The organism is Jiangella muralis (genome assembly GCF_001270745.1).
GTDB classification, from domain to species: Bacteria; Actinomycetota; Actinomycetes; order Jiangellales; family Jiangellaceae; genus Jiangella; species Jiangella muralis.
Window position 1 is genome coordinate 40,193 of sequence record NZ_LFXL01000046.1, and the last position, 11,089, is coordinate 51,281.

Consider the following 11,089-nt stretch of genomic DNA (forward strand, 5'->3'; position numbering starts at 1 on the left):
TCGTCAGGCGACGCCCGCCGGGTCGGTCAGCGAGCCGCTGCCCTGGTCGTCGACCGGGCCGGTCGTGTAGCCGCCGCGCAGGTCGTTGCCGGTGTGCCAGGTGCCGGTGGCGCCCACACCGATCGCGATGCCGTACGCCGCGTCGCCGCGCACCACGTTGCCGCGCACGACCACCTCGGCGACGGTGCCGGTGACGCGCACGCCCGCCGCCGTCGGGTCGTCGGCCCGGTTCTGCGCCACCAGCGCGGCGTTGCTGGCGTCCGCGACGACGATGGACTCCGCGCCCGTGCGGGCCACCGCGTTCGACGTGACCACCGCCCGCGGCGCGTCGTGCAGCCGGATGCCGGCGCCCTCGCAGTCCTCGACCACGTTCCCGCTGACGACGCAGCCGTCGGTGCGGTAGACCGAGATGCCCTCCATCGCGACGCCCTCGACCACGTTGTCCGCGACGGTCAGCCGGTGCGTCCGCGCGTTGTTCAGCCGGCCGACGCAGATCGCGGCGTCCGGTGGCCGGCCGGCCGCCTCCTGCACCCCGGCCAGCCCGCGCAGGGTGTTCCCGGCGACGACGACGTTGCCGCCGGTCTGCACCCCGGCCGGGCCGATCTGGATGCCGCCACCGCCGCCGACGATCTGGTTGCCCTGCACGACGCCGTCGAGCCAGTCGTAGAGCCGGACCGCCCACTCGGTGCACTGGTCGGCGTAGTTGCCGACCACGCGCAGGCCGGTGTGCTGGTGGCCGTCCGGGCCGCCGTGCGAGCCGACCAGCCGCGGGTACGACGGGAAGTCCGCCGACGGGCCCGCGTAGCAGCCGCTGACCTCGACGTCCTTGCAGCCGTAGAAGTCCGGCGCGCCGAACAGGGTGAAGTGGCCGGGGCCGCCGGCGTAGTCCATGTGCACGGCCTCGGAGTACTGCCGGTTGCCCTGCGGGTCGGAGAACCCCTCGAACCGGCAGTTCACCACCCGGACCGTCTCGACGGCGTTCAGCTCCATGGCGTGCCAGCCCTGCACGTCGCGCACCCGGACGTCGTACACCCGGATGTTGCGGCCGTGGCTGAACGAGAAGCCGTTGCCGTTGAGCGCCACGTTCGAGGCGTTGACGTCCCAGACGCCGCCCTGGATGACGATGTCCGACTCGCCGTCGACGCCGGTGGCGGTCATGTCGCCGAGCACGCCGTTACCGACGATGCTCGGCCCGTCCGTCCGGCGGATCACGCTGGTCGCGGTGGCCAGCACGGTGGTGCCGCCGAACACCGTCAGCATGGTCGAGACCGGGTACGTGCCGGGCGGCAGGTACACCGTCCGGCCGCGGCCGGCGTCGAGCGCCGCCTGGATCGCCGCGGTGTCGTCGGCGACGCCGTCGCCCACGGCGCCGTGGTCGCGCACGTCGACCACGAGGTCGCCGCGCTGCACCGGGTCGGACGACCCGGGCGGCGGCGACGGCGGTGACGCCGCGGTCCGCCCCCAGGCCGGCGCCGCGGTGGCGAGGCCGGCCGCCGAGACCGCGCCCGCGGCGGCGACGCGCAGCAGGTTCCTGCGGGCAGGATGGTGAGGTGTCGTCACGGTGAGTTCTCCTCGCAGTAGGAGTTACTTGCCGGAACCCGTGGTGAGGCCACGGATGATGTTGCGCTGGAAGAAGTAGATGAGGATCAGCATCGGGATGATCGCGAGCGTGACGCCGGCCAGGATCAGCCCCGGCTCGCGCGCCTCCAGCGACCGCAGCTGGCTCAGCCCGATCTGCAGCGTCTGCATCTCCGGCGTCCGGGTCACCAGCAGCGGCCAGAAGTACTTGTTGTAGGTGGCGATGAACGCGTAGATGGCCAGCGCCGCCAGGGCCGGCCGCGACAACGGCGTCAGGATCGAGAACATGAACCGCAGGTGCGTGCAGCCGTCCATCCGGGCCGCCTCGTAGATCTCCCGCGGGAACGCCGCGAAGAACTGCCGCAGCAGGAACGTCCCGAACCCCATCGCGAGGAACGGCAGCGTCAGCGCGGGGAACGTGTCCAGCAGCCCCAGGTTCGAGACGGTCAGGTAGTTGGGGATGATCAGCGACTCCCCCGGCACCATGATCGTCAGCAGGAACAGCGCGAACAGCGTCCGCTTGAACGGGAAGCGCAGGAACACGAACGCGTACGCCGACAGCAGTGACGTCACCAGCACCCCGGCGACGACCACCAGGGCCACGCCGATGCTGTTCGCGTACTGCCGCACCAGCGGGATCGCGTCGAGCACGTCCACGTAGTTCTGCAGGGTGACGCCGCTGGGGAACAGCGCCGGCGGGAACGTCGTCAGCTCCCGGTCGGTCATCAGCGACCCGGCCACCGCGTAGTAGAGGGGGAAGACGATGACCGCCGTCAGCGCCGTCAGGCCCGCGTAGGTCAGGGCGCGCCGCAGGCCGCTCATCCGTAGAACACCTTGCGCTGGAGGACGCGGAACTGCGCCACCGTCGCGGCCGTCACCACCAGCAGCAGCACCACCGCCTGCACCGACGCCAGCCCGTAGTTGCTGCCGCCGTAGGCGAACGCGCTCTGGTAGATGCCGTACACCAGCGTCGTCGTCGAGCCGTTCGGGCCGCCGCCGGTGAGGATGTGGATCTCGCCGAACGTCTGCAACGAGTTGATCGTCATGATCACGACCAGGAAGAACATCGTCGGCGTCAGCAGCGGCAGCACGATCTTGCGCACCACCGTCCACCGCCCCGCGCCGTCGATGCGGGCCGCCTCGTACAGCTCGTCGGGGATGCCCTGCAGGCCGGCCGACGCGACCAGCAGCGTGTAGCCGACGTTGCTCCACACGCACACCATCGCCAGGCTCGGCAGCGCGTACGTCGGGTCGGTCAGCCAGTTCACGCTGTCCAGGCCGACCATCTTCAGGATGCCGTTGAAGACCCCGACCGCCGGGTTGAAGAACACCGCGAACACCACGGCCGTCGCCGCCGCCGAGAACCCGAACGGCGTCGACATCAGCGTCCGAAACACGTTGATGCCGCGGATGCGCGCCTGCAGCGTCAACGCCAGGAACACCCCGATGACGACGCTCGGCAGCGCCGTCAGCAGCACGAAGATCCCCGTCGTCAGCGTGATGCGGCGCAGCTCCGAGTTGGAGAAGAACTCGACGTACTGGTCCAGCCCCACGAACCGCGTCGGCAGCCCGAGCAGGTCGTTGGCGTGCACGCTCAGCCAGAACGTGCGGACCAGCGGGTAGAAGGCGAACACCGCGAAGATGGCCATCGACGGGAGCAGCAGCAGGGCCGCCGCCGTCACCTCGCGCCGGTCGTAGCGGCGGCGCTTCGGCGCCGGGGCGGACGCCGGCCCGCCGCCGGTCGACGGGCCCGCCTTCACCGCGACGCTCATGATGCCCGCCCCGCCCCGCCCGTGGTGACCTGGCCGGCCGCGGCGGCGCGGGCGCGGGCGTCCTGCCACGCCGTCCGGATCGCGTCGGCCACGTCCGGGCGGGCCACCCCGAGACCGCCCATCGGGACGTCGCCCGCGACCCCGTCGGCGTCGAACACCACGCAGCCCGCCTCGGCCGCGATGAGCGCGCCGGCCAGCACGTCCCACGGGTTGTAGCGGCCGCCGAGGACCGCTCCGGTCGCCCGTCCCGCGCCGACCGAGGCCAGGCTCAGCGCGCAGGAGCCGAGGACGCGGGTGGCGGTGAACTGCCCCTGCAGGTCCGTGATCAGGCCGTACATGCCGGGCCACGGCAGCAGCCCGGACCACTCGGTGAGCAGCAGGCCGCCGCGCAGCCCGACCCGCTCCCCCTCGTCGCCCACCGCCACCGTGACGCCGTCGACGCGGGCGCCCCGGCCGCGGATCGCGCTGAACGCCTCGTCCCGGTACACGTCGTGCACCACGCCGACGGCCACCCCGGCGGCGTCGACCGCGGCGATGCTGACCGACACCCCCGGCAACCCGTGCACGAAGTTCGTCGTGCCGTCGATCGGGTCGATGTACCACGTCAGCCCGCCGTCGCCGGCCTGCGCGAGGCCCGCCGCGGCCGCGGCGCCGGCGGCGGCCTGCCCGGCGCCCACCGACCGGCCGGCCTCCTCGCCGATCACCACGTCGCCGGGGAACGCCGCCAGCAGCGCCGCCCGGATGTGCTCCTCGACCTCGCGGTCCACCGACGTCACCCAGTCGCCCGGGCCGGCCTTCTCCTCCGGGTCGCCGGGTCCGGGCCGCCGCGACGTGATGTGCCGCTGCGCCCACCGCGCCGCCTCCTCGGCGACCGCCAGCACCGCGCCGAGGTCCCGCCCCGTCATCGGCCCGCCGCCGTCGCCGCGGCCGCGCCGATCAGCGGCAGGTCGTTCGTGATGATGCCGGTGATGCCCAGCGCCAGCGCCCGCCGCAACGCATCGACGTCGTCGATGGTGTACGTCCACCAGGTGGTCAGCCGGGCGGCCCGATAGGTGTCGAGGCTGGCCTCGGCGAGGTCGGCCCAGCGCACGTTCATGATCTCCGGCCGCAGCTGCGCCAGCAGCTTCGGCGGCGGCGTGCTGGCGCCGGACCACGAGAGCGCGAGCCGCGCGTCGGGCAGCTCCGCCCGCACCTCTCGCAGCACGTCGGCCTGGCCGATGAACACGCACCGCGGCAGCGCACCGGCGGCCCGCAGGACGGGCACCGCGCGGGCGACCGTCCCGGCGCCCTTGCAGTCGACGATCAGCGTGATGGCGATGTCCGCGGCGACGTCGGCCAGCGCCGGGAGCACTTCCGCGACGTCGGCGTGGTCGGTCTCCGCGAGCACGTCCGGCCGGCCCCAGATGCGGACGAGGTCGGTGTCGTGCAGCAGGACGGGGACGCCGTCACGGGTGGTCCGCACGTCGAACTCGACGGCGTCGGCGCCGAGCGTCTGCGCGTGCCGCAGCGAGTCGAGCGTGTTCTCCGGGTGTTCGCGGGGCGTGCCGCGGTGGGCGATCAGGGTGAGCAACGTGTGGCCTCGCTTTCGTCAGTTCGCACCGACGGAGTCGTTGTACTGCTCGATGACCGAGGTCAGAGCGGCCGCGCCGTCGACGAGCGCCTGCCGGGGCTCCTTCACTCCGAGCAGCGACGCCTCGATGGCGTCGTTCATCTTGTCCCGCGCCTGCGGCATGACCCCCATGAGGCAGCCGGTGGTGTTCAGGCCGTCCGGGGTGGCGGAGAGCTGCTCGCCGGCCAGCGACAGGCCCGGGTACTGGTCGAGCACCTCGCTGTACTCGGGCAGTTCGGCGGCCTTGGTGTTGACCGGGACGTAGCCGGTGCGGGTGGACCACATGGCCTGGCTCTCCGGCGACATCATGAACGCCATGAAGTCGAAGACGGCCTCCTTCGCGGCGTCGGGCTGCCCGGCCAGCGCCCACAGGGAGCCGCCGCCGAGGATCGGCCCGCCGGCGTCGCCGGCCCGCGGCATCGGGTAGGGCGCGACGCCCACCTCGAAGTCCGCGCCGTCGACGATGTCGCGCAGGTTGGCCGACGTGAACGTCATCATGGCCGCGTTGCCCGCCTGGAACGCCGCCGACGCGTTGTTGGCGTCGCGCCCGATGTTGATCGCCAGCCCGTCGTCGACCATGCCGGTCCACCACGTGAGGATCGACTCGGTGACGTCGCCGTCCCATTCGACCGTCGTGGCCAGGCCCTCGCGCCCGTTCCCGGCGTCGCAGTACGGCGCGTCGGCGACGGCCAGGTACTGCTCGACCAGGTAGCCGTCGATGGACGACACGAAGCCGTACTCGGTGCTACCGCCGCGCAGCTGCTCGGCCGCCGACCGCACGTCGTCGAGCGTCCGCGGCGGCGCCTCCGGGTCCAGCCCGGCGGCGGCGAACGCGTCCTTGTTGTAGTAGAGCGTCGGCGCCGACACGTTGAACGGCATCGACTGCACCACGCCGTCGACGGTGTAGTAGCCGACCACCCGGTCGTTGAGGTCGTCGAAGGAGTAGCCGGCCTGTTCGGCCAGCTCCTGCACCGGCGTGGCCAGCCCGGAGTCGTACATGAACCGGGTGCTCAGCTCGTTGACCTGCACCATGCTCGGCAGGTCGCCCGACTGCGCCGACGCCCGCAGCTTCGTCAGCGTGTCGTTGTAGTTGCCCTGGTAGATCGCCTCGACCGTCACGCCGGCGTCGTTCTGGTCGTTGTAGCGATCGACCAGCTCGGTGATCGCCTCCCCGTTGCGGCCGGCCATCGCGTACCAGAACGTGATGGTCCCGTCGAAGTCGCCGCCGCCGCTGCCGCCGGCCGCGCCACCGTCGTCACCGGCGCTGCAGGCGGTCGTGAGCGCCAGCGCGGTCAGGACGGCGCCGGCGGCGGTGAACACTCTGCGCTGCATGTGATCCTCCGCTGCTCTGTTAGGTCATGCCCGATTTGGTGTGAGGACCGTAACAGAATTAACGCGAGTTTCGGTAGAGTTAACGCGAAGAGACCACGACGGCGGGTGCGGCAGGGCGGGCGGGTGCCGTGCGGGGCGTGCCTGGCGGGCGGCAGGCAGGGAGCGGCGTCAGCCGGGCGACTCAGCCGGCAGCGGGCCGCGTCAGGCGGCCAGCCGAGTCGGCCGCAGCGACACCGGCGCCAGCCAGCCCAGCCGGCAGCGGCCCAGCCATGCCGGAGGACGAGCGACGAGCGGCAAGCGGACGAGCGGCAAGCGGCAAGCGGCGAGGGTCAGGCGAGCGTGACGTCGACGTGTTCGCGGATGCGGTCCACCTCGTCGGCGGAACCGCCCTCGCCGTCGATGATCAGGCGGTCGAACTCGGCGGTCGCGGCGAGCCGGTGCAGGGCCGTCCGCCCGAGCTTCGTCCGGTCCATCAGCAGCACCTTGCGCTGGCCGGCCGCCATCATCGCCCGCTTGACCATGACGATGTCCGGCTCCTGGTGGTAGGCGGTGTCGGCGGTCATGGCGGACGTGCTGAGGAAGGCGACGTCCACGCTGAGGGCCTGGATGGTCTCGATCGCCGACATCCCCAGGAACGCGTCGTGCGTGGGGTTGTAGTCGCCGCCGACCCCGATCAGGTGCACGTCGGGGACCGCCCGCAGCGTCTGCATGATCGGCAGGTAGTTCGAGACGACGGTCAGCGGGCCGTGGTCGTGCCCGCCCAGCAGCCGGGCCAGGAACAGGTTGGTCGTCGACGTGTCGAGCATGATCGACATGCCCGGCTCGATCAGCTCCAGAGCGGTCCTGGCCAGCGCCTCCTTCTCCCGCCCCTGGACCCGGATGCGATACGCGGAGCTGCTCTCGAACGCCGTCGACGGCTGCGCCGACACCCCGCCGTGGAACTTGCGCACCAGCGACCGGCGGGCCAGCTCGTCGAGGTCGCGGTGGACGGTCATCAGGCTCGCCCCGGTGAGCGTGCTCAGCTCGGCCGCCGTCGCGACGCCGTTCGCGACGACGTGGTCGATGATCAGCTGCTGCCGAGCCTCTCGTGCCTGCGCCCGCTTCGGCGACGCACCGCGCGGCGCCTCGGGAGGTGTCATCCGGGCTCGTCTCCTCGCGCATCGCCGGGACAGCGGAACGTCAGGCCCGCACCCGGCCGATACCGGAGAATAACACCGGCGACGCGATTTTTATCAGAACTCATCACAACGGTCCTCGGCGCGCTCGCCCGCCGAGCGGGACCAGCAGGTGGACGTTGCGGTCCGGCGGCGTGCCGGTGAGACCCTGCCGCGCTCCCCCGCGCCAGACGTCGTTGGCGGCCAGCTGGCGGTGCAGCGACGCCAGCTCGCCGGGCGTCCGCGGCCGCGGGCCCGGGTCCAGCGGCGCGTCGTGATCGACGATGGTCGAGGTCATCCGCAGCATCCCGCCGGGCTGCCTGACCAGCTCGATCACCCGCGCCTGCGTCGGCCAGTCGACCATCGACGCCGTCGTCACCTCGAACAGGCCGCCGCCGCTCGGACGGTGGTGCGCCACCACCCGGTTCGCGTGGTGATGCCCGTTGAGCCACAGCACCACGTTGGGACAGCCGAGCGCGACCTCCAGCAGCTCGCCGGCGAACGCCACCGCCGCGTCGTCGTCGGGGCAGACGCCGTAGCCGTTGCCCAGCGACGGCGTGGCGTGGTGCGACGCGATGACGACGAGCGGGTCGTCATCGCCGCGCAGCCCGCGCAGTTCGTCGGCCAGCCACTCCAGCTGGACGCGGTCGACGTTGCCGTCCCACATGCCGCGCCGGTGGTTGGTGTCGAGCACCAGCACGCGCACGCCCGGGAACGGGTCGTACCGGTAGTACGCCGTGCCGTCCCGCAGGTTGGCGTCGGTGTAGCCGTGACCGGCCGGGCCGGCGCCACCACCGCCCGCGTCCGTGCCCACGCTCCCACCGCCGAGATGGGCCCGGACGATGTCGCGCGTGCGCAGCAACCGGCGCTCGGGGTCGGCGGTCACCGGCACGCCGGGGCCGGAGAACAGCCGCACGGGATCGCGCAGGTACAGCTCCAGCTCGCGCTCGTCGCCGAGGTCGGCCGGGAGCCGCACCGCCTTGCGGCCGCCGACGGCGATCGCGTCGAGCTCGTCGCTGACCGCCGTGGTGCCGCCGACCAGCACGTCGTGGTTCCCCAGGCAGCCGATCCAGGGCACGCCCGCGCCGGCCGCCCGGAACGGCGCGGCGGCCGCGGCCGGCAACCCTGGGACGTGGGGATATCCCCACCGATGCTGATAACGATCGCCGGGCACCTCCGGCACCCAGTACCAGGGGTCGCCCCACTCGGCGCTCTGCGGGCCGCGGTAGACGCCGCCGGCCGAGACCGGGGCGACGTCGCCGCCGTCCATCAGGGCCAGGAACATGGCCAGCTCGTTCGCCTGCGCGTTGTCGGTGCTGTCGCCGGTGACGACGCACAGGTCGAGGCCGAGCCCGCGCAGCGTGCGCAGCATCGCGTCGGCCGCGTGCGCCGTGAGCAGCTCGTGCGGGCGGAACGTGTAGGTGACGGCGCCGCCCCAGCCCGGGCTGCGCTCGCCCACCTGCATGGCGAAGTCGAGCCGCAGCGGCGACTGGGTGTCGGCCAGGTGCAGGTCGGTGAGGTGGCCGAGCCGCAGTATCGGCTCCCCCGGCTCGATGCCGCCCGGGTGCGTCTCGCAGAGGTCGGCGCGGACCCCGTGCGCCTCACCGGGCGCCGCGGACACCGCGCGGTACGCCGTCTCGGTGCCGGCCGCGACGGCGTCGCCGGCGATCAGGACCCGATCCCAGGTGGTGCGCACGCCGCATCCCCTCACTCACCTCAACGATTGATGTTAAAAACACATCTTTGCATGATAGATTAACCACTGTTCGTGATACATCCAGGTCGCCGGGCGCAGAGCACCGGCCCGGGTGCCCTCGACAAGGTGGTGGACGCGACGATGAAGGCCGCCAGGTTGCGGCCGCGCTGGCCGCGCCGGTTCCGCGGCGGCCGGCAGCACATGTCCGAGGCGCTGAGCGGTCAGGTGCACGCCGCCCGCGACGGCGCCGCCCTGGCCCGGGCGATGGTCAACAAGAAGGTGTCGCCGGCACAGGCACGCGAGCGCATCGCCGACATCGAGCACCGCGGCGACGAGATGCGCGCGGTGCTGGTCGACCGGCTGTCCCGCACGCTGGTCGCGCCGCTGGACCGGGAGGACCTGTTCCGGCTGTCGCGCTCCATCGACGACGTCCTCGACACCATCCGCGAGTTCCTCCGCGAGGCCGACCTCTACCAGATCCAGCGGCGCAAGACCTACCGTCCGTTCCTCGATCACGTGGTCGCCGCCGTCGACTCCCTCGACGAGGCCGTCGGCACGCTGTGGAGCGCGCCGCACGACGTCCCGCTCAAGGCGCTCGACGCGAAGAAGGCCGCCCGCAGCATCAGCCGCGAGTACCAGCAGGAGTTCGCCCGCATCGTCGACGGCGACATGTCGCCCGACGCGCTCAAGCACCGTGAGCTGATCAAACGCCTCGACGGCGTGGGCGCGCGCATCAGCGAGGCGGCCGACGTCCTCACCGACGGTGCGCTCAAGCGCGGCTACTGACGAGCCGCCGCGTGCCCGACCTGATGATCGCGGTAGCAGTGGTGTTCGCCCTGGTGACCGGCGCGAACGATGGCGGCGCCCTGATGGCGCCCGGGCTGCGGATCCCGGGGATGCCGGTCGCGGCCGGACTGGGCCTGCTGGTCGCCGCCGTCGTCGCCGTCCCGTTGCTGGTGACGACCGCGGTGGCGCAGACGCTGGCCGGCTCGATCGTGCCGGCCGACCCGGCGCCGCTGGCGATCGGGTTCGTCGTGGCGATCGTCGTCGCCGGCGGGCTGGCCCGGCGCGGGCTCCCGACCAGCCTCACGCTGGCGGTCATCGGCGGCGTCGCCGGTGCCGGCGTCGGCGCCGGGCTGGCCGTCGAGTGGCCGGCCGTGCTGCGGGTCCTCGCGATCGGCCTGGCCGCGCCCGTCGCCGGGCTGCTGCTGGCGCTGGCCGGCGCCGCCGCCTGGCGGGCCGCTCGCAGCGCGCGCTACCTGGCCACCGTCCGGCGCACGCACGTGACGGCGTATCTCGCGCAGTGCGTCGCCTACGGCGCGAACGACGGGCAGAAGGCGTTCGTCCTGTTCATCGCCGCGAGCGTGGCGGCCGGCGGCGAGGCGGCGCCGCAGTGGTGGGCGTACCCGGTGGTCGGCGGGCTGTTCGCCATCGGCGCCGTGATCGGCCTCCCGCGGGTCGCCCGAACCGTCGGCACCGGCATCATCAGCACCCGCGCGCCGCAGGCCGTCACCGCCGAGTTCGCCTCCGCCGCCGCCGTGCTGGGCAGCGCCGCGGCGGGCGCGCCGGTCAGCATGACGCAGGCGCTGACCGGCGGGCTGCTCGGCGCCGGCGTCCACGACAGCTACCGGCGGGTGCGCTGGCGCGTGGTCGCCAACCTCGGCCTCGCCTGGGCGGTCACGCTGCCGGCCGCCTTCGCCCTGGCCGGCGCCGCCGCGCTCGTCGTCCACGCTCTGACGTCCTGACCGGCGACCTGCGGCTCACGGACGGCGCCGGCCGCGCCGACGACGTCCGCCTGCACCACGGCGGCGCGCTCCCCTCACCGTCACGGCGCCAGCACGGGGTTGATCTTGGAGTAGCGGCGGAGTTGCGGGGCGAAATGCCCGGGCGGATTCCATCGGTCGTAGCAACGCCTGGTGGAAGGTGTTGTCCGATGCCGAAGGTGTTC

At 72.9% G+C, this 11,089-nt stretch carries 10 protein-coding genes; 2 read left to right on the forward strand and 8 right to left on the reverse strand.

What is annotated here, in order from left to right; genetic code table 11:
- Positions 1–3 precede the first annotated feature (3 nt).
- The 8 genes from ACW62_RS29805 to ACW62_RS29840 form a co-directional block, all read right to left on the reverse strand.
- Positions 4–1,560 carry a right-handed parallel beta-helix repeat-containing protein gene (locus tag ACW62_RS29805; RefSeq protein WP_053207762.1) on the reverse strand — a complete coding sequence of 519 codons (1,557 nt, stop codon included), beginning with the start codon at positions 1,558–1,560 and terminating at the stop codon, positions 4–6.
- Positions 1,561–1,584: 24 nt separating this feature from the next.
- Positions 1,585–2,400, reverse strand: coding sequence for a carbohydrate ABC transporter permease (locus tag ACW62_RS29810; protein WP_053207763.1), 816 nt, complete (start codon positions 2,398–2,400; stop codon positions 1,585–1,587).
- Positions 2,397–3,350 (reverse strand): carbohydrate ABC transporter permease, encoded by a 954-nt coding sequence (locus tag ACW62_RS29815; RefSeq protein WP_053207764.1) that lies wholly within the window; start codon positions 3,348–3,350, stop codon positions 2,397–2,399. Before ACW62_RS29815 ends, ACW62_RS29810 begins: the two co-directional genes overlap by 4 nt.
- On the reverse strand, positions 3,347–4,255 hold the full coding sequence (locus ACW62_RS29820) for an inositol monophosphatase family protein (RefSeq protein ID WP_053207765.1): 909 nt from the start codon (positions 4,253–4,255) through the stop codon (positions 3,347–3,349). Before ACW62_RS29820 ends, ACW62_RS29815 begins: the two co-directional genes overlap by 4 nt.
- On the reverse strand, positions 4,252–4,920 hold the full coding sequence (locus ACW62_RS29825; RefSeq protein ID WP_053207766.1) for a glycerophosphodiester phosphodiesterase: 669 nt from the start codon (positions 4,918–4,920) through the stop codon (positions 4,252–4,254). Before ACW62_RS29825 ends, ACW62_RS29820 begins: the two co-directional genes overlap by 4 nt.
- 18 nt (positions 4,921–4,938) lie before the next feature.
- A complete protein-coding gene (locus ACW62_RS29830; RefSeq protein ID WP_083460330.1) occupies positions 4,939–6,291 on the reverse strand; it encodes an ABC transporter substrate-binding protein in 1,353 nt (450 codons plus the stop codon).
- Between the two features lie 329 nt (positions 6,292–6,620).
- Positions 6,621–7,430: a DeoR/GlpR family DNA-binding transcription regulator gene (locus tag ACW62_RS29835; protein ID WP_053207768.1), complete on the reverse strand. Its 810-nt coding sequence runs from the start codon at positions 7,428–7,430 to the stop codon at positions 6,621–6,623.
- 103 nt (positions 7,431–7,533) lie between these two features.
- Entirely contained in the window at positions 7,534–9,141 is a 1,608-nt protein-coding gene (locus tag ACW62_RS29840; RefSeq protein ID WP_053207769.1) for a metallophosphoesterase family protein, read from the reverse strand.
- Between the two features lie 72 nt (positions 9,142–9,213).
- On the opposite strand from ACW62_RS29840, the gene ACW62_RS29845 reads away from it, so the two are divergent.
- Entirely contained in the window at positions 9,214–9,927 is a 714-nt protein-coding gene (locus ACW62_RS29845) for a DUF47 domain-containing protein (RefSeq protein WP_205629691.1), read from the forward strand.
- Between the two features lie 11 nt (positions 9,928–9,938).
- Positions 9,939–10,886 carry an inorganic phosphate transporter gene (locus ACW62_RS29850; protein ID WP_083460331.1) on the forward strand — a complete coding sequence of 316 codons (948 nt, stop codon included), beginning with the start codon at positions 9,939–9,941 and terminating at the stop codon, positions 10,884–10,886.
- The last annotated feature ends 203 nt before the right edge of the window (positions 10,887–11,089 follow it).

Excerpts from the sequence above, each read along its gene's own strand:
- ACW62_RS29835 (WP_053207768.1), bottom strand. The coding sequence starts at position 7,430 with ATGACACCTCCCGAGGCGCCGCGCGGTGCGTCGCCGAAGCGGGCGCAG.
- ACW62_RS29830 (WP_083460330.1), bottom strand. The coding sequence starts at position 6,291 with ATGCAGCGCAGAGTGTTCACCGCCGCCGGCGCCGTCCTGACCGCGCTG.
- ACW62_RS29810 (WP_053207763.1), bottom strand. The coding sequence starts at position 2,400 with ATGAGCGGCCTGCGGCGCGCCCTGACCTACGCGGGCCTGACGGCGCTG.
- ACW62_RS29820 (WP_053207765.1), bottom strand. The coding sequence starts at position 4,255 with ATGACGGGGCGGGACCTCGGCGCGGTGCTGGCGGTCGCCGAGGAGGCG.
- ACW62_RS29815 (WP_053207764.1), bottom strand. The coding sequence starts at position 3,350 with ATGAGCGTCGCGGTGAAGGCGGGCCCGTCGACCGGCGGCGGGCCGGCG.